At 39.7% G+C, this 18,989-nt stretch carries 15 protein-coding genes; all 15 read left to right on the plus strand.

From position 1 onward, the window contains the following. Positions 1–8 precede the first annotated feature (8 nt). The 15 genes from SAE01_RS12210 to SAE01_RS12280 all read left to right on the plus strand — a co-directional run bounded on the left by SAE01_RS12210 (position 9) and on the right by SAE01_RS12280 (position 18,926). On the plus strand, positions 9–824 hold the full coding sequence (locus SAE01_RS12210; RefSeq protein ID WP_147204045.1) for a formyltransferase family protein: 816 nt from the start codon (positions 9–11) through the stop codon (positions 822–824). Beyond that, a complete protein-coding gene (locus tag SAE01_RS12215) occupies positions 824–1,780 on the plus strand; it encodes a polysaccharide deacetylase family protein (protein WP_147204046.1) in 957 nt (318 codons plus the stop codon). Before SAE01_RS12210 ends, SAE01_RS12215 begins: the two co-directional genes overlap by 1 nt. Further along, positions 1,767–2,903: a UDP-N-acetylglucosamine 2-epimerase gene (gene neuC / locus SAE01_RS12220; RefSeq protein WP_147204047.1), complete on the plus strand. Its 1,137-nt coding sequence runs from the start codon at positions 1,767–1,769 to the stop codon at positions 2,901–2,903. Before SAE01_RS12215 ends, neuC begins: the two co-directional genes overlap by 14 nt. 31 nt (positions 2,904–2,934) lie before the next feature. Beyond that, a complete protein-coding gene (locus SAE01_RS12225; protein ID WP_147204048.1) occupies positions 2,935–4,719 on the plus strand; it encodes an ABC transporter ATP-binding protein in 1,785 nt (594 codons plus the stop codon). After that, a complete protein-coding gene (locus tag SAE01_RS12230) occupies positions 4,719–6,158 on the plus strand; it encodes a CDP-glycerol glycerophosphotransferase family protein (RefSeq protein ID WP_147204049.1) in 1,440 nt (479 codons plus the stop codon). The genes SAE01_RS12225 and SAE01_RS12230 overlap by 1 nt, the downstream gene beginning before the upstream one ends. Then, positions 6,155–7,408 carry a glycosyltransferase family 4 protein gene (locus SAE01_RS12235; protein ID WP_147204050.1) on the plus strand — a complete coding sequence of 418 codons (1,254 nt, stop codon included), beginning with the start codon at positions 6,155–6,157 and terminating at the stop codon, positions 7,406–7,408. The genes SAE01_RS12230 and SAE01_RS12235 overlap by 4 nt, the downstream gene beginning before the upstream one ends. A 13-nt stretch (positions 7,409–7,421) precedes the next feature. After that, on the plus strand, positions 7,422–8,654 hold the full coding sequence (locus tag SAE01_RS12240; protein ID WP_147204051.1) for a glycosyltransferase family 4 protein: 1,233 nt from the start codon (positions 7,422–7,424) through the stop codon (positions 8,652–8,654). A 36-nt stretch (positions 8,655–8,690) separates the two neighbouring features. Further along, the gene (asnB, locus tag SAE01_RS12245) at positions 8,691–10,541 is read left to right on the plus strand and encodes an asparagine synthase (glutamine-hydrolyzing) (RefSeq protein WP_170234152.1); all 1,851 of its coding nucleotides are present in this window, start codon (positions 8,691–8,693) and stop codon (positions 10,539–10,541) included. A 4-nt stretch (positions 10,542–10,545) separates the two neighbouring features. After that, on the plus strand, positions 10,546–11,724 hold the full coding sequence (locus SAE01_RS12250) for a glycosyltransferase family 4 protein (protein WP_147204053.1): 1,179 nt from the start codon (positions 10,546–10,548) through the stop codon (positions 11,722–11,724). Between the two features lie 12 nt (positions 11,725–11,736). Further along, positions 11,737–13,023: a hypothetical protein gene (locus SAE01_RS12255; RefSeq protein ID WP_147204054.1), complete on the plus strand. Its 1,287-nt coding sequence runs from the start codon at positions 11,737–11,739 to the stop codon at positions 13,021–13,023. A 157-nt stretch (positions 13,024–13,180) separates the two neighbouring features. After that, positions 13,181–14,563 (plus strand): glycosyltransferase family 2 protein, encoded by a 1,383-nt coding sequence (locus SAE01_RS12260; protein ID WP_147204055.1) that lies wholly within the window; start codon positions 13,181–13,183, stop codon positions 14,561–14,563. A 133-nt stretch (positions 14,564–14,696) separates the two neighbouring features. Beyond that, complete coding sequence (locus tag SAE01_RS12265; RefSeq protein ID WP_147204056.1) at positions 14,697–15,833, plus strand: glycosyltransferase family 4 protein; 1,137 nt, start codon at positions 14,697–14,699, stop codon at positions 15,831–15,833. A gap of 7 nt (positions 15,834–15,840) precedes the next feature. After that, positions 15,841–17,001: a glycosyltransferase gene (locus SAE01_RS12270; RefSeq protein ID WP_147204057.1), complete on the plus strand. Its 1,161-nt coding sequence runs from the start codon at positions 15,841–15,843 to the stop codon at positions 16,999–17,001. After that, positions 16,988–18,331, plus strand: coding sequence for an O-antigen ligase family protein (locus SAE01_RS12275; RefSeq protein WP_147204058.1), 1,344 nt, complete (start codon positions 16,988–16,990; stop codon positions 18,329–18,331). The genes SAE01_RS12270 and SAE01_RS12275 overlap by 14 nt, the downstream gene beginning before the upstream one ends. Continuing rightward, a complete protein-coding gene (locus tag SAE01_RS12280; RefSeq protein WP_147204059.1) occupies positions 18,291–18,926 on the plus strand; it encodes a GNAT family N-acetyltransferase in 636 nt (211 codons plus the stop codon). Before SAE01_RS12275 ends, SAE01_RS12280 begins: the two co-directional genes overlap by 41 nt. Positions 18,927–18,989 lie beyond the last annotated feature (63 nt).

Consider the following 18,989-nt stretch of genomic DNA (forward strand, 5'->3'; position numbering starts at 1 on the left):
AGAGGAGATTGAAGAAGATTGTAATTCTAACGGGCAACGAATTAAGGCACCAATTCTTTAGAAAAAAAATTGCGTTAAACAGCGAGATACAAGTGCTAAGCTCATTGTGTGAGTCGGAAGAGAACCTGGTTGAAAAAGGTGCAGCACAGGTTTCAACAACCAAAAGGCAACAGCATCTATTAGCACGAGAACAAAGTGAAAAAGACTTTTTTGAGTTATTTGTAAATACTGCCCGGGATGTTTCAAACCCGATAGTGATCAAGAGGGGCGAGATCAACGATCCTCTTTACTTTGAACAAATAAAGGCACTTAATCCTGATCTGGTAATTGTTTATGGAGCTTCCCTTTTAAAAGATCTACTGTTGTCGCATTTTGAAGGAAGAATATTAAATGTTCATCTCGGTTTGTCTCCTTACTACCGTGGTGCGGCAACTAACTTCTGGCCGCTTGTAGATCGCAATCCCGCTTGTGTTGGCGCCACCTTTATGTATATCGATGCAGGTATTGATACTGGAGAAATAATTCACCAGACAAGGGCTTCTTATAATTTTTTCGATACTCCCTCAACGATTGGCAATCGCTTAATAAAAGACATGACAGAAGTTTTTGCAGACATCATTTTAAAATTTGACGGTTTGGAAAAGCCGACAATTTCCAACTATAATGGTTTTAAAAAATTATATAAGAAGAAAGATTTTACCGAGGAAGCAGTTGATCAGCTATACGTAAATTTTAAAGGAGGAATGGTGGAGGAATATATATCGAACAAGGACAAGTATGATAGCGAGTTTCCTATTGTTCTTAATAAAGCAATTGCCAATTGATGAAGGCTGTGATGTACCATTATGTAAGAAAGGAAAATGAAGCGTTCCCTTTATTTAAGTTTCTGCATGTGGATGATTTTAAAAAGCAATTGGATTACCTCTCTAAAAACTTTGGTATTCTACATCCCAGTGTTTTAAAAGAATCTGTTATCACAGGCAAACCGGCTGATGGAGTTGTACTCACTTTTGATGACGGTGTTAAAGATCACTACGAGTTTGTTTTGCCTGAATTATTAGACCGCGGCTTATCTGCTATCTTCTATGTTTCAACAGGTGTTTATGAGAACAACAAAATTTTGGGAGTTCACAGGCTTCACCTGCTTCTTGGGAAATTTCCCTCTGAAAAAATTTATCACGCCCTGCTTGATCTGGTCAAAAATGAAATGCTTTCTCATGCCCACGTAAAGGAATTTCAAACCATCCCTTATTCGCTTCAAAACAACGATGAATACACCAACCAGGTAAAGCGAATGATGAATTATTTGATTGGTTATAAATATAGAGAACAGGTTTTAGACCAATTGATGGAAGATTTTTTTGGTGGTGATAAAAACATCTTTGGTTCTTTTTATCTAAGCATCGGTGAAATTAAAAAGATGCACGACTTAGGGATGGTGATGGGAAGCCACACCAGAACTCACCCGGTTTTAAGCAAACTTTCGCCTACGGAACAGAAAACTGAAATACAAACCTCGTTCGATTACCTCGAAAACATTTGCATAAAGTTGCCTTACAAAACGTTCTGTTATCCGTATGGAGGTTTTCATTCTTTTACAGACGAAACTGAAAATATTTTAAAAGAGGAGGGCTGTCTTTTTTCTTTCAACGTGGAGGAGCGAGATATTTCAGAAAAGGATTTAGTAGGCAGGTCACAAGCGCTGCCGAGGTATGATTGTAATTATTTCCCTCATGGAAAACTATGGGAGAATAAAAGGATACTGAATGAAGAAAAATAAAATTGTTTTCCTTACTGGTACCAGGGCCGATTTCGGTAAAATCAAATCTTTGATCGAAATCGTTCAAAGTACGGAGATGTTTGAGATACACATTTTTGCGACCGGTATGCACATGGATAACAAGTTTGGATACACGGTGCGTGAGATTGAGAAGTGCGGTTACCAGAACATTTACAAGTTCATCAATCATGATTCTGGATCGGCTATGGATATTACTCTGTCCCGTACGATTGAAGGATTTGCAAATTACATCCGGCTTATTCAGCCGGATCTTATTGTTGTTCATGGAGATCGAACAGAAGCACTAGCCGGTGCAACGGTTGGGGCACTTAATAATATTTTGGTAGCCCATATAGAAGGCGGCGAGTTGTCGGGAACCATTGATGAATTAATCCGGCATGCTGTCTCGAAACTCAGTCATACCCATTTTGTGGCCAACGATGAAGCTAAAGCCAGGTTGATGCAAATGGGAGAAATCAGTGAAAGTATTTTTGTTATAGGTTCTCCTGATATCGACGCGATGAAGAAAGAGGTGCTTCCTTCCATCAAGGAAGTGAAGGCGTATTACGAGGTGCCTTTTGACCACTATGCCATTTCCATGTTTCATCCGGTCACAACCGAGTTCAACAACATGGACAAGTATGCGGAAGAATATGTGAAGGCGCTCGATGAATCCGGTTGCAATTTTATTGTCATTTATCCTAATAATGATAGTGGCTCAGATTTCATTTTAGCACAAATAAGAAAGCTGGAACGCAATGAAAGGTTCCGCATATTTCCATCAGTTCGTTTTGAAGCATTTCTTTCCATGTTAGAAAATGCCTTGTTTATAGCAGGAAATTCAAGTGCGGGAATTCGCGAAGCACCTATCTATGGTATTCCTACGGTAAACGTTGGTACAAGGCAAAATGGAAGAACCAAAAACGCCAATATTGTTAACACGGGTTATGGTAAAAATGATATTATACAAGGAATAAAGAAAGCCCTTACGCTGGAACTGGAGCCAATAAGCCTCTTCGGCGATGGCAACAGCGACGAGCTGTTCAGGGAGATAATACTACAGGATAGTTTTTGGGATACGAGTAAGCAAAAAACTTTCGCAAATACAATGAGTGTTTACTAAGTAAGAGGTTTATAAAAATTTGTAGGCAGGGATGAAGTTTGAAAACAGTTTCATAGGATATTTTAAGTTTTATTACAGGTTGACAGGAAAAAGACTGCTGATCAATCTTGCTTTAAGTATCACTGTGAGCTTACTTGACGGCATCAGCCTTGCCATGTTTATGCCTCTACTTCAATCCGCCGGTGGAACCGTTGCAAAAAGTAACGAGACGCTTGGTAGCCTTCATTATATCACTGACTTTTTAGAAAGCCTTGGGCTTACTTTAAATATTACAACAGTACTTTCTATCCTCGTTGTTCTTTTTATTTTGAAAGGCAGTTTCAAATTTTTGCAGTTAACCTTCCAGGTTCAGACACGGCATTTATTCATGAAGAAAATCCGGTACTTATTGATCGATAGCTTACAGGATTTGAGCTATAAAGGTTTCCTAAAACTCGATGCGGGAAGGATACACAACACACTTACCGGGGAAGTTTCAAAGCTGTTCCAAAGTATGAGCTACTATTTTAATGCAGCTCAAAACACTGTGATGCTTAGCACCTATATACTGCTTGCGTTTCTTGCCAATTTTCAATTTGCAATCCTGGTTGCTTTGGGAGCCGGCCTATCAAATCTTGTATATCGTAAAATTTATAAAGCCTGTAAAAAGATCGCATTCGAACTATCTCTTAAAGGCAATAGTTTCAACAGCTTCCTGGTGCAGGCTATCCACAATTATAAATATTTAAAAAGCACCAATTACCTGCATACTTTTTCTAAAAAGATAAAAGCTGTTATTAATGATACAGAACATCTTAATAGAAAAATTGGAGTATACAATGCTATTACTGCAAGCGTAAAAGAGCCGTTAATTATAATAGTAGTTGCGGCAGTAATTCTAATCCAGCTAAGGTTTTCATCGGGAAATCTTACTTCTATACTGTTGAGCCTTTTATTGTTTTATCGTTCGCTTAATTTCTTAATGGTCCTGCAAAACGATTGGCAGCAATTTATACAAGTGTCTGCCAGCATTACAACAGTTAGTTCTATTGTAAACGAAATGGACACGATGAAAGAAGTAAAAGCGTCTACCCCTTTTCAGACTTTTACAAATCACATCCGGATAAAAAACCTTGTTTTTGCTTACGGCTCACAAGTGGTTTTAAATAATATAGATGTAGAAATACCAAAGAATAAAACGATCGCACTGGTTGGAGAAAGTGGCTCCGGTAAAACGACACTTGCAAACATTGTATCAGGACTTATACAACCGACAACCGGTGAAGTCTTGATAGATAATTATCCTTTAAAGAATATCAGCCTAAATAGTTATCGCGACCAGATGGGATACATCTCGCAGGAGCCGGTGATCTTCAACGACAACATTTTTAATAACATTACTTTTTGGGCTGAACCCACTGCTAAGAATATTCAAAAGTTCTGGAACATCGTTGAGCTTGCCTCGCTTACCACATTCATTACCGGCTTGCCACAGAAGGAATTAACTCCTTTGGGTGATAATGGAATGCTCGTTTCAGGAGGACAAAAGCAAAGAATATCTATTGCGCGTGAATTATACAAGGATGCGCAGATCCTGATCTTGGATGAAGCTACATCTGCATTAGATTCTGAAACAGAAAGGGTAATACAGGATAACATAGATAAGCTGCACGGCAAGTTCACCATACTAATAATAGCACATCGATTATCCACAATAAAGAACGCCGATATTATTTACTTGCTAGATAAGGGCAAGGTGTTGGCTCATGGAGACTTTGATAGTATGCTTTCAGAATCACAAAGATTTAAACGAATGGTCTCTTTACAGGAAATGTAATGCGACAAACAACAGGCGGAACTGAAATGGAAAATTTAAAGAAAAGAATACTAGTACCTATTGTTGGCCAGGGGTCTATAACCCATGTCATTCGTACCGGCATGCTTGACAGTATGAGCGAGTTCTGTAAGCCTGTAGTGGCGTTAATATGGAAGGAAGAAGAACTTGTAAAAGAATTAGAGAGTAAGGGTTATGAAGTCACTTTTTTTCCGCCTTATAAAGTTTCTCCTGAATATGCTTCTTTGCGATACAAAATAAACCTGTGGTATCTGCAGCATAAACTCAAGACGCCTAGTGTAAATATCCAGCGGCAATACCTGGAACAATTCAGAAAGAATAAGCAGACTGTCAAGCTGAGAAAACAGCTAAGCGAGACTTATTATAAGTGGCGCTTTAAGTTGCAGAGCGGGTACATCAAAGAGTTGCTTCAGCAGGAGGAAATTCTAATGCAGAAGGAGCAAGTATTGCTTGAATATAAAAGCTGGCTCAAGTTGTTGAATATATATGGCCTCTTTACCGTTACACCTTTCCTGCATGAAGTTGATTTGATAGCCCGACTTTTTAAGCAACAAAAAATTCCGGTAATTGCTTCGATACACAGCTTTGATAATGTTACAAAGCGAGGGTGGCAATCGGTAGTCTTCGACAAATACATCGTTTGGAATAAATACAATAAAGCCGAGCTGCAACGTATCTACTCGACCTTACAAAAAGACGAGCTGATTACCATCGCAGGTGCACCTCAATTTGACTTTCATTACAATACCTCATTTGCCTGGGATCGGCAGGAGTGGCTGCAACGGAAAGGGCTACCAACCGATAAAAAAGTAATCTTATTTAGCGGTGGACCTGTAGCATTGCTGCCGGATGAGCCGCAGTATTTGAAATTGCTGAAAGAGGCTTTCGAAAATGGGGAGATATCGAAAGACTATGTAATTCTTTTTCGTTGTCATCCGCTTGATAAAGTGGAAAGATGGAAACAATATGTAGGCGAGAGCAATTACATTTTTTACGACAGCGCCCCGAATGGTGTTGAAAAATTAGACCATGCAAATGTGCTGAAAGAAGACATTATGAACCTGATGTCAACGCTAAAACATACAGAAATTCATATCAATACTATCTCAACAATGTGCGTCGATGGAAGTGCGTTTAAAAAGCCCCAGATAGGGCCGTATTATGACGAGGTAAACCCTTCAAATGAGAAGTTGTTCAGGCGCATGTATTTTCAGGAACATTATGTTCCCATCATGAATAGCAAGGTTCTAAATCTGGCATATAACAAAACCCAGTTCATTGATTTGGTTAACCGCCTTATCGCCAACCCTTCTGCTTATACCACCAATTGTACAAGATGCGTCGAAGAGATTATTACTTACTCTGACGGTCGGTCAACATCGCGTGCTGTTTCTGCTATAAAAAATTTCTTTGTAGCGTGAAAATTCTTCATGTAGCTCAAAATTATTTTCCTTCTGTAGGCGGTCCCCAGTACACGATGAAACATCTTTCAGAAAAGCTGGTTTCTTACTACGGCGATGAGGTGAAGGTTTGTACGACTAACTCATTGTATAATCCGGAAGCTAAACTTTTTAAGAAAGTGGTACCTGCTGTTGAGTCTGTTGGGCAAGTTGAAGTGAACCGGCTTCCCTTTAATCGTTGGCATTATCCATTGATTGAAATAGCAGGCAAAGTTCATGGAAAAGCAACCGGCAAACCACTACCTCAAACGATTACAAAGTATAGATGGGAGCTGGATAGCCCTGCCATAAGTAGTATGATCGCAAAAAGCAATGCTGACGTTATCATGGCTACCACAATTATTTACAGTTTTGCTGATTATCCTTTTTGGCGATTTAAAACTGCAAAGCCAAAGCCGTTTGTTTTGTACGGAGCCATTCATTTGCACAAAGAGCTTCCTGCAAATTCTACCTTAATAAAAAGAGCTAAAGCTTGTGATTGTTATATAGCAAACACTCTATTTGAAAGAGATGAATTGATTAGATATGGAGTGGAAGAAGACAAAATAGCTACGATAGGTACAGGTATTGATTTGAATGATTTTAGAACAGATTTGGAAGAATCGGAATTATTCCGGCAAAGAAATGGAATTAAAGAAACAGATGTTTTAATAGGCTTTATCGGCAGGTTGGTAAAAGGCAAAGGTGTTGCAATATTGATTGACGCGTTTCGTAAACTGTATGCAGAGAACACAAATGTAAAACTCTTACTTGCCGGTGGAACGACAGAATACGTACCCGAAATAAAAAGGGTAATAGAAGAAGAAAAGCTACCAATCATACTGGTAGAAAATTTTGTTGAAGAGTTAAAGCAGGTTCTTTTCAACGCCCTAGACATTTTCGTACTAGGATCTCAAAGCGAATCATTTGGTGTAGTTTTTTTGGAAGCCTGGGCTTGCAAAAAACCGGTAGTAGGTTCAAGAATGGGCGCGATACAATCTTTGTTAAGCGATGGTGTAGATAGTCTATTGTTTGAACCAGGAAATGCAGAAAATCTAAAAGCAGTTATACAATCGTTAGTCAATGATTCGGAGGCAAGAAAATCTTTAGGAGAAAAGGGCTATAACAAAGTAGTCGAAAACTATACCTGGGAAAAAGTTGTTGCAAAATACAGGTCAGCTTATGAGTTAGGAATTGAACGGTTTAAAAGCAAAGCGTTGCACAATATCTAATTCAATTCCTTCAATGAAAATTGTTCACATAAGTCATCTTTATCATCCTTCAGTTGGTGGCGTTCAAACCTTTTTTAAAAATATTTCCGAAAGATTGGTAAAGGATTATGGGGACGATGTTTCAGTCGTTACAACAAATTCCTACTACGGTCCCGAACGTAAAATATTTAAAAAGATTGAGCCTTCAGAGGAAGTTATCAATGGGGTAAAAGTTATTCGTTTTCCATACCAAAGGGTACATATAAAGCCTTATGGTTTCATGTATAAAGTTTTTGCAAAGCTATCTATCGCAAAGCCGGGCCGGATGGTGCTACAATCAAATGGCCCGTATTCTCGGCAAATGAAAAAGTACCTGATGCAGGTAGAGGCAGATGCTTTTTGTGCATCAAGCAGTCCTTATTATTACATGCAACTTCCTCTTTGGCGCAAGTGTAATTTTTTCTATTATGGAAGTATTCACCTCGAAAAGGATGAAAGTAAGACCGTCCTTTATCCTGCCCAATTAGCTTCTATGAATGCCTCTAAACTCTACCTCGCAAATACTGCCTACGAGAAAAAGCAACTTGAAAAACTTGGAGTAATCGGCAAAAAGATCTTCGTACTGGGGACAGGTGTAGATATGGAGCCTTTTACGTCCGTTTTAGAAAAAGAGGTAAGAGCTTACCGGCTAAAACTAGGCGTTCCGGAAGATGGGTTATTGCTTGCGTATGTTGGTCGCGTCGAGCCTACAAAAAATGTCATTACTCTTATAAAAGCATTTGAAGAAATAGCCATAGAATTTCCGGGTACATACTTACTAATTGCAGGATCAAATAGTGGATATGTTGAAGAGTTAAAAGTGTACTGCGAGCATCTTAAAAGAGAAGTTGCTGAGAGAATTAGGTTCGAGGTAAATTTTCCAATAGAAGAAAAAGCGCTTGTATTTAATGCGCTTGATATACTTGTTTTACCAAGTCACAATGAGTCTTTCGGACTTGTGTTTCTCGAAGCCTGGAGTTGTAAAAAGCCAGTCATAGGCACCTCTATCGGGGCTGTGAAAGATGTTATAAGCGATGGAGTTGATGGGCTATTGATGGATGCGGGAAATGAAATCAGCCTTGCAGGAAAGTTGAAAGAGTTGATTAGCGATAAAGCATTAAGAACAAGCATGGGAGAGAAGGGCTTTGTGAAAGTAAAGGAGAATTATACGTGGGATATTATTACAGCTCGATTAAGACAATGTTATGTAGATGCAAGTATTTCATAAAATCTGCGTTTAATACAAAAAAAGGTATCAACTAAGGTGTGCGGAATTGTAGGCATATTTAATTATCGCGATAGTATTGAAGGCGAACGCCCATTTATAGAATGGGCGCTAAAAAGCATGCATCATCGTGGGCCTGATTCCAATGGTACCTGGACAAACAATGAAAATTATATAACAGGCTTTGTGCGATTATCCATTTTGGATTTATCCGAAAACGGCAACCAGCCCATGATTTCCGCTTGCGGTAAATATGCACTTTCTTTCAACGGCGAGATGTATGATGTCGGCAAGTATAGAAAACGTTTGCAAAATGAAGGGGTGACATTTCGTTCTACAACGGACACCGAAGTGTTGCTATATGCGCTCATACATTGGGGAGAGGAATATGTGTTGGAGCAGTTTGACGGCTTGTTTGCCTTTGCATTTTATAACGTCGTTGCCAATAGCCTTATTCTTGCACGCGACCGTAGTGGAATTAAACCCCTGTATGTCGGGCACTCGTCACAAGGACTTGTATACAGTTCTCAATATGACCACATCATCAATCATCATTCTATTAAGTCAAACCCGTTACATACGGGCGCTGTAGGTGCCTACCTGTCTCTAGGGTATGTACCTGAAAATTCCGGTGTGGTTACTTCTACTTTCCTCTTGCCTCACGGCTATTACTTGCATGTAAACAGTGCAGGATTTACCAGGCACAGGTTCTTCAATTATTCACTTCTGCAAAAAGGAAAAGCTGCAAAGTCACTTGAGCAAGTTCTGGAAGAAAATGTAAGGGCTCAGTTGGTGAGCGACGTGCCGGTAGGAACTTTTATGTCTGGTGGAGTGGATAGCCCTTTGGTTTCTTATTATGCAAATAAGCACACAAATATTCAATCGTTTACTATTGGGGTAGATGATAAAAAAATAGATGAAAGTAAGGCCGCTGAAGAGTATGCAAACATCTTCCATACCCAACATTTCTGCCAGCACATAACTGAAAAAGATCTGCTTGAAACAATTGCAGATAATACAAAAGCTTTCTCGGAACCCTTTGCTGATTTTTCGTCTATACCAACTTTAGTGTTATCAAAGTTTGCCAGGCAAAAAGTCATCGTTGCTTTAAGTGGCGATGGAGGAGATGAGTTGTTTTGGGGTTATCCAAGAAACCAGCGAATGCTCCGCGAGGGGATGGCATTTAGGCAAAACAAACTTGAAAGGGTTTTAAGTTTTGGAAGGGAAAAAGTTACAGGAGCAAAAAGAATTATTCGAAGAAGACATCTGCAAGTAAGGAACTTTCCGGCTTATTACTATCGCTCCCTGTTTATAACTGGCGCAGAGCAATGGCTTCCGGAGTTGTTTGATAATGAAATAGAAGAAGCTTTTTTTTTAAAGAAATTATATGAGGAGGAGGGAGCGCAGGATGTAACCGAACAGAACATCATGAATGTGCTTCGTAAGCTTGAGTTCGACATTCACCTGCAAAGAATTCTTCTTAAGGTCGATCGCGCCAGCATGTTTCATAGCCTTGAAGTACGCGTTCCAATACTGAGCAATGAAATGATTGATTACAGCTCGACAATGAATTTTGAAAGTTGCATTAAAAACGGCCAGGGAAAATATAATCTCAAACAATTGCTCATTAGTAAGTCAAACGAGCAGTTGGTGTTACAGCCAAAAAAGGGGTTTGTAATACCTATTGGAAACTGGCTCAGAAAAGAACTTAAGAAAGATGTGGAAGATAAAATAATGAACATGCCTGGAGAATTATCTCATCTCTTTGAAAGAAGAGAACTCGAAAAAATACTGAACGAGCACAACGAATCAAAGCAGGATTTAGGTTGGTTGATATGGTCTTTATATTCGCTTGTTAACTGGCATCATCAACATAGGAAAGCAATTTAGACCTATGAAAATTTGCCTCGTTACAAATGAGTTTCCTGCTCTGACCGAAACTTTTATTACTACCAAAGCACTTGAGCTTTCCCGACGCGGCCATGAGATAACTGTCATCCGCAACCAAGACACGAACGTCATAAATGCGTCTCACGTAGACCAGGTTAAAAAAGCAGGAATTAAGGTTCTTACCTATAACGGACTACAAACAAAAAAAGGTATAGCAAAAGCTTTTCTATCACATCCTTCGTTAGTGCTAAAATCTTTTTCTCTTTCAGGGACCGCCTTTAAAACAAAGTTTAAGCAGCAGCTACAAACGATGTTATTGAGGAAAAATGCTTTTGATATTGTTCATGTAGAATTTTCGGGCTTGGGCGTTGCATATGGAAATACACTTGATAATCTATCAGCAAAGCTTGTGATAAGTTGTCGCGGTACTGCAGAAAAGGTAAAGCCAATTTCAGAACCGAATAGAAAAGCACAATTACATAAGCTGTTTACAAGGGTCGACGCGATCCATTGTGTTTCACAAGACATGGCCACAACCATTGCTCCTTACTGCAACGAACCTCAGAAGATTTTTGTTAATCGGCCTTCAATTGATCCCTTGGTTTTCAAAAGAACGACCCCTTATGCTCCATCTGTTTCCTGTTTACAAATATTTACTATCGGCCGTTTTACTTTTCAAAAAGGTTATTTAATTGGTTTGATGGCCATGCGAAAATTGAAAAATGAAGGAGTCAAGTTCAACTGGCAAATCGTTGGCGATGGACCGCTCAAGGAAGAGATGATGTATCATATTCACGCTTTACAGCTCGAGGATTGGGTTGAACTGGTAGGCAAGAAAAACCGTGACGAGATCCTGGAACTATATAACAAGGCAGATGTCTTTCTACTGCCGAGTGTATATGAAGGTATCGCCAACGTATGCCTTGAAGCAATGAGTATGGAGTTACCGGTCGTGTCTACAAAAAGTGGTGGTATGGACGAAGTTATTGTCGATGGAGAAAATGGACTCTTGTGTGAAGTATATGACGTTGATTCAATAGCTGAAAAAATAAAGTGGCTAGCTCATCATCCCGAAAAATTAGCAATGTGGGGTGTTGAGGCTAGAAAAACAATTCTGGAAAGATTTACAATCAGCCGCCAGGTCGATGAATTCGAAGCGCAGTATGCCAACTTAATTAAATAGACGACCCGGAGAATGCGCTTTAAACCAACCGACCTTCATTGCTACATTATAATTATTGTTGCTTTCATTTTATATCCTGTTTTCAACGGTATCCGGGTAATGCCAGCGGGCGATACACACGATTATGTTGAAGCAGCAAAAATTATCTCAAGCGGGTATCATCAAATTGCTTTTCGCGTACCTGTATATCCTTTGCTCCTTATTGTTACAGGTTCTGTAAATCGCCTAAATACTTCGTTGTTTTTTGCGCAATACCTGTTGTATTTCGTAAGTGTGTTTTTGCTGGTAGCTGCAATGATTAGATCAGCTATTGATAAAAGGCTGCTGGTAATTATAACGCTGTTGCTTGTCTCACCTTTGCTTGTTCAAATGGTTTACCAGGTTATGACCGAAGCGATTTCATTTGCCCTGGCTAACATCATTTTCGCACTTTATATTCTATTAAAAGGAAAGTACAAATTCTTGCTTCTGGGCTTGCTGTCCGCCGTGCTCACCCTTACCCGGCCGTCCTTTCAATTGACCGGCTTACTATTAACGATTTTCTTTCTTTTATCCGAAAAACGGAAAGTTTTACCAGTGCTATTTTTTGCTTCATTTGCAATACCGCTTTTCATTTTTTCTCTTTTCAATAAGGAGCGATTTAATTTTTTTGGCATTACTCCTGCAACCGGGTGGCACCTTACGACTAAGACTGCACTGTTTATAGACCAATGGCCTGACACGAGTATGAGGCCTTTAATGATCAGGGAAAGGAACGAAAATTTGGTGACCAAAACGTCTCATACGGGTAGTATGTTCGTTTGGTCGCTGCCACAGTTGATACAGGATACACTTCATTTGAACTATGTCGACGCTTCAAAGTATATGATGAAGAATAATACAGCTTTAATTAAGTCGCACCCACTTGAGTATTTAAGTGCAGTTGGTAGAAGCCTTGTTGATTATACTTTCCCTAATGCTGTCGTTGAGAAAGGCAGCGGACTGAAAAAGGCGCTGTATGCTATTATCCAATTCTTCTATGTCTATCTGTTTTTAATATTAAGTGCATTGGTACTTGCCTGTACGTGGCTCTTTCGAAGAAAAATTGACGATGCCTGGCTACACCCGTTTGTACTAGCTGCCATCATTATTTTCAGTAACTATTTTGTTTCTATTGCTGCTGAGGTCGGAAGTTCAAGACATCGTGCACCAACTGAAGGATTGATATTGGTGGCCATCGCATTTGCGCTGCCAATTGTAGTTGCATCAAGAAGGGCTATCAAACTTCACGACGTTAAGGTGATGAGTGCTTATGACTAAATGCTAATAATTTCTATGAACCCAACCACAGGTTTCTATTCATCATTCGTTGCGTCGCACTCTTGTACTTTGAATGTTTCCGCGGCAATTTTAACATAATCAATAATTCAACGTAGAATAGTTCGTTTTAAGAATAGGCTTTCATAAACTACTATTAGTGCAGTTTTCCTTTATAAAATATACTCAACCCGGATGGCTCTTTAACCTTAAGCCTTCGAAGGATATTTCGTTTTCATCCTGCTACTACCATCCCGACTATCTTCCGTTACAAAAAGAAATCAACGTAGAAATAGACAGCTCCTTTGAAACCCTTACAGCAAAATATGCTGACCTCGGCTACCAGGCTTGGAACAAAGGATCGTTAACCTGGTGCGATGCAGAAGCCAAAAAGCACATTGGGGAAATGCCTAATCCGTCACTAAAAGATGAGTACACCTTTATCTATAAATATTGGGGAAAGCCATGGGCGCTATTTGCTTTGTTGCGAAGGATCGTGTCATTTCACAATCCTTTAAGCGAGCTCTCTGCGTACTCAAAAGCATCCGCTAAGAAAAAGGTCAACTCTCATACAAATACTATAGATCGTTCAGGTTTCCATAGTTACCAGTCTCAGCTAATTACATCGGCGCCTCTGATCGCAGTAATTATTCCAACACTTAACCGGTATGTCTATTTAAAAGACGTGCTTGAAGATCTCGAAAAACAGGACTATCAAAATTTTGAAGTAATCATTGTCGACCAGTCTACACCTTTTAACGAGGAATTTTATAAAACGTTTAATTTAAGATTGAACGTAATCCATCAAAAGGAGCGGCTTCTATGGACTGCCCGAAATAATGCAGTAAAAGCTACTACTGCCGACTACCTCTTATTTTTTGACGATGACTCACGGGTGGAAAAAGATTGGATAACCCAACATTTAAAATGTCTTGATTATTTTGATTGTGATATTTCGGCAGGAGTTTCATTAGCCAAAGTTGGAATGAAAATACCTGCTAATTATAGCTACTTCCGCTGGGCCGACCAGTTCGACAGCGGAAATGCGATGGTTAAAAGAAAACTTTTTTCAACCATTGGTTTGTTTGACGAACAATACAACAAACAGCGAATGGGAGATGGCGAGTTTGGAACAAGAGCTTATTTGAATGGCTACCGTTCTATCTCTAATCCGTATGCTGCCCGGGTTCATTTAAAAGTTTCTGACGGCGGTTTGCGGGAAATGGGAAGTTGGGACGGGTTCAGACCTAAAAAGTGGTTTGCTGCTAAACCTATTCCCAGCGTTGTTTTTTTATATAAAAAATACTACCCGAAGCAATTGTATAATAGCGTCATTCTTCTGGGGATCATGCTTTCAAATGTTTCTTATCGAAATAAAGGCAGCAATAAGATGCTCGCATTAAGTATCGCACTGACCGTGATTAAATCACCGCTTTTACTGATACAGTTTTTAAGGGCTAGAAGTATTGCAAATAAAATGTTGCAGAAAGATAACGGTATACAATTACTAGCGGAGCGGGTACCAGAATCAGTAGAGGTTTGAAGCTTAATCGGAGATATTTTAAAATTGGTAATGAGCAAAGCATAAAAAAGCTCATTAGAAATATTACAGATAAACGGAGCGTCGCAACAATGATAAATAGAATTCCTGCGGTTGGAACAAAAAAAAATCTGTAATGCCCTGCAATAATTCTTCCATAGCTCCCTCTAGCGGGGCGAGCTTTTTAATCATCAGTTCCGAGTTTCCACCTAATGTTGGAGGGATTGGAAATCATGCTTACAATCTTGCTAAAGCGCTAAGTGAGGAAGGCTTTCAAGTAGAAGTGCTGGCTGACATAATTAATGTTCCTGATAAAGATCTTGCGGATTTCGCCGCCAAAGAAACGTTTACAATACATTGGGTCAGTAGACAAGGATTTGTTGCACAGACTTATTTTGAGCGCATTGCAAGAGCGTTTTCACTGGCAGCAAAATCAGAGAAAGTAATTTGTTCGGGTAAGTTTTCTTTGTGGACAGCGGCACTTTTAAAAGCCAGGTATCCAAAGAAAGAATTCATAGCCGTTGTACATGGAACCGAACTCGACCTGAAAGCGAAAGCTGCAAAAAAGCTTACTTCTTATTCCCTTGGCAGGTTCAATAAAATTATTTCGGTCTCGAATTATACGAGACAATTTTTGCCGGCGTCGCTGCCCTCGCACATTTTACAATCTGTTATTCACAACGGGATAAACGAAGCCGAATTTGAAATGCAAACTGTTCCAGGCCTTCCCGGTAATCCTGCTTTGATCACCATTGGAAATGTTACTGACAGGAAAGGGCAGGAAAATGTAATTGCCGCTTTGCCTCAAATATTAGGCAGCAATCCCTCTGCCCGTTACCACATTGTAGGAAAGCCAACAAAAAAGGAAACGATCGAAACAAAGTCGAAGAAGTTGGGAGTTCAAGATGCCATCGAGTTTTACGGGGCAGTTAGTCGTGTTGAATTACTGCAGAAATTAAAGGGAGCTACTATCAAACTAATGCTAAGTAACCATACGGCAGACGGAGATTTTGAAGGATTCGGTATTGCCGTTCTGGAAGCTAATGCTTTTGGAGTTCCCGCTATCGGAAGCAAAGATTGTGGAATAGCCGACGCGATCAAGCATGGTGAGACAGGATTACTGGTAGATCAATACAAACCAAAAGAAGTGGCCGATGCAGTGTCTACTATTTTGAAGGATTATCAAAGGTTTTCTGAAAATGCAAAAAATTGGGCGAGGCAACATGATTGGAAGATTATCGTTAAGAAATATGTCGAAGCATTCAACGCATGACATTTAAATGAAACTTGGGATTATTTCAGATTGTATACACTATAAAACCCCCGACGGAAGGATCGGAACAGAGAACCATATTTTGCTTCGGCAATTGCAGGCGCTCTCTTTGTTTTATAGTAATACGATGATCTGTTGTCCGTTTGAAACCTACAATACATCGAAGGTTATATCAACTTATTCCAGCCAAAACATTCAATTTATTTCTGTGCCTGCAGTTGGGGGCAATACGATTAAAGCCAAGCTTCGATTGGCGGCCACAATTAGAAAGTGGTGGCAGGCCTATAAAAAAATAGACAAGTTCAGCGATGTCGTTTACCAGCGTTTTCCTAATAATTTGAATATCCCGGCTTTTTTCTATTTCAACTTAAAAAGGAAAAATCTTTTTGCAACGTACACGGGAACTTGGAATGCCTACCCATCAGAACCTTCCACTTATCGTTTTCAAAGGTGGTTGCTCAACAAATATTTTAAAGGACCGGTGTGGGTGTATTCGAATCAAATAAAAAGCGGTGATAGAATTCGTGCCGGTTTTAGTCCATCGTACAGTGCTGCGGAATGGGAAGAAGAAACATTGCAGGTTGAAAAAAGAATAGCACGAATAGAAAAAGAAGGTTTGAAGGTTTTTAAGCTGATAACTGTAGGAACGCTAATCAGCTATAAAAACCAGGCAGGAATTATAAGATCTTGCGCGTTGCTAAAAATCAAAGGCGTTTTATTTTCGCTTACCATCGTCGGAGATGGGCCGATGCGATTGGAACTGGAAAGCCTGGTGAAAGAACTAGGGCTTCAACAAGAAGTAAGTTTGGTAGGTAAACAAAATAGCCTGGCACTAAGAGAACTTTACCGGCAACATGATTTTGTTGTGCAGGCACCCTTTTCAGAAGGGTTTGGAAAAGTTCCGATGGAAGGTTTTTTTCATGGAGCGATACCGGTGATTAATAATATCAGTATGGCCAGTTTCATGACTGGAAATGAAGAGCGCGGTTTTCTGTTCGATGCATCTGATGAAAAAAACCTGGCGGATACGCTTGTAAAAATTAAGAGTAGAATTGAGCAATTACCGCAGACGATCAGGAAGGGGCGCGCCTTTGCCAAAGAGCAAACGTTGGAACAATGGGCGAAAGAATATTATGAAACTGTAACAGACTATTTTGGCAAATCTTAAATATATAATCAACACCGAAAGCCTCATTGCAAAGTACATCGTCGCTTTTGCCCTGGGTGTAATCATAGGTTTAAAATTATTGCCTGTTCCTGTTGTTGTAGGTCTCCAGGTTATCCTCGCTATCGTTTGTGTACTCCATTGTTTAAAGGGCAATATAACCGGCTTTTTTATCTGGCTTCCTTATGCTGTATATAACGAAGTATATGTACGAGGCTTTGCGAGGTGGTTTCCTTACCTGGCTATGCAATACTTATATATCATCTGCTTCGCAATATTATTTTTTACCATACCCAGGTTGAAGAAACCGCATTCTAATGCGTGGATCTTCCTGGCAATATTCAGTTTTGTTGAAATTGCCAATAATGTTTATCCTGATAAAGCCGCGATCGGCAGACAAATTCTAACGCAATCATTTGCTTTATTGGCAACAGTAGTTTGGGCTTCTTACAATGTATTGAAGCCTGCCTTAATTAATAAGCTTTTAGACAACGCAAAAGTAGCATGCGTTGTACTTGCAGGAATTGTGTTTGTGGCGCATATAACCGGTAAGATAAATTACGGTTTGTACTCTAATTCTGAGTCAAGTAATGGACTGGCGCCGGTACAGCTCAGCGGCTATCTGGGCTTCGGATGTATCCTGTTTTTCCTGTCAATTATGAATCCGCAGGATTTAAAGAACCGTACGATTAATATAGTTGTATTGGCCGTTGTCGCAACTGTAATGGTGCTTACGTTTTCGCGCGGAGGATTGTATTTCCTGGGTGCAGTGGTCTGCCTTTTCTTTTTCTACAACCGCGATAAGCTTGCGAGCTATGCGCGGGTTCTCATTTTTATACCTATTGCAGCTTTCATCTATTTCTACGTCGTAAATCAAACGGGGGGAAAAATTGTTGCACGTTACGAGCAGGAGGGTACAAGTAACCGCGACGTACTAATTAATATTGGCTTTACCATTTTTGCTGATCACATGATTTTTGGCGTAGGAACAGGGAATTTTAATACTACCATTGTTAGGGAAAAATTATATTCTGAAGAGTCCGGCGCGCACAACGAATACGTTCGCGCGGCTGCCGAACACGGAGTAATCGGAATATTTTTCTACTGGGGATTCTACCTGTTTTTACTTTTTGAAATATTGAAACGGCAACGGCTTCAGAAGCAATATGCCATCTACTTTTTTGCCTTGTTCTGTTTGATCATCATTCACAACGGTTTGAAAATCGCGATACAACCTTTGGTAATTATGCTGGTAGTCGCAACTCCTACCTTAATCTATCAGCCGAAAAAACATGTTTACAATAGAGAATACTCAGACCAGGAATTTGCCTGACCTGGCTACCTGTCATATGGCTTGTTTCAAAAATTCGCTTGCCACTAGATTAGGTAGATCTTATGTTGAAAAAACGTTAGAATGGTTTTTGGTCAATCCCAATCGATTTCTTTTCCATTGTATAAAAGACGAAAAAGTGGTTGGTTACTGCGGAGGGTTTATGCCCATAAAACCGGGCGACGGCAGCAGCAGCGGGATGCTTCAATTTGCTTTTTCAGAGGCAATTAAGGGAATTCTCAAAAACCCGTTTTTATTGTTTCATCCTGAAGTGGCTCAAAACTATCCTTTTCTCTGGATGAATATTAAGCGAAGAATTACGGGCAAAGCGAAACCTTTCAAGCCTGTTTCTGCTACCAAACCTTTCCGTCAGTACGTAGGGCTTGTGGTCATCGGTGTTCATCCCGATTTTCGCGGCAACGGCTTAGCGCAACAGCTAATGACAGAGTTTGAAAACCGCACAAAAGACTTCCATCAAAAAGAAATGGTATTGTCTGTAAAAAAGGACAACCAAAGGGCAATCAAAGCTTACGCAAACTTCGGGTGGACTACAAAGGAGGAACATGTGAAAACATTCGTGATGCACAAGTTTATCTAATGTTTGTCACCGGCTTCAAAACATCTTTCGACATTGTTGTGTCACTCACTTGTACCATTTTTT

The sequence above is a fragment of the Segetibacter aerophilus genome (genome assembly GCF_007991655.1).
Lineage (GTDB): Bacteria > Bacteroidota > Bacteroidia > Chitinophagales > Chitinophagaceae > Segetibacter > Segetibacter aerophilus.

Bases quoted from the DNA above. Each gene is read 5' to 3' on its own strand.
- SAE01_RS12215 (WP_147204046.1), top strand. From the start codon at position 824: ATGAAGGCTGTGATGTACCATTATGTAAGAAAGGAAAATGAAGCGTTC.
- neuC (WP_147204047.1), top strand. From the start codon at position 1,767: ATGAAGAAAAATAAAATTGTTTTCCTTACTGGTACCAGGGCCGATTTC.
- SAE01_RS12225 (WP_147204048.1), top strand. From the start codon at position 2,935: ATGAAGTTTGAAAACAGTTTCATAGGATATTTTAAGTTTTATTACAGG.
- SAE01_RS12230 (WP_147204049.1), top strand. From the start codon at position 4,719: ATGCGACAAACAACAGGCGGAACTGAAATGGAAAATTTAAAGAAAAGA.
- SAE01_RS12240 (WP_147204051.1), top strand. From the start codon at position 7,422: ATGAAAATTGTTCACATAAGTCATCTTTATCATCCTTCAGTTGGTGGC.
- SAE01_RS12250 (WP_147204053.1), top strand. From the start codon at position 10,546: ATGAAAATTTGCCTCGTTACAAATGAGTTTCCTGCTCTGACCGAAACT.
- SAE01_RS12255 (WP_147204054.1), top strand. From the start codon at position 11,737: ATGCGCTTTAAACCAACCGACCTTCATTGCTACATTATAATTATTGTT.
- SAE01_RS12265 (WP_147204056.1), top strand. From the start codon at position 14,697: ATGCCCTGCAATAATTCTTCCATAGCTCCCTCTAGCGGGGCGAGCTTT.
- SAE01_RS12270 (WP_147204057.1), top strand. From the start codon at position 15,841: ATGAAACTTGGGATTATTTCAGATTGTATACACTATAAAACCCCCGAC.
- SAE01_RS12280 (WP_147204059.1), top strand. From the start codon at position 18,291: ATGTTTACAATAGAGAATACTCAGACCAGGAATTTGCCTGACCTGGCT.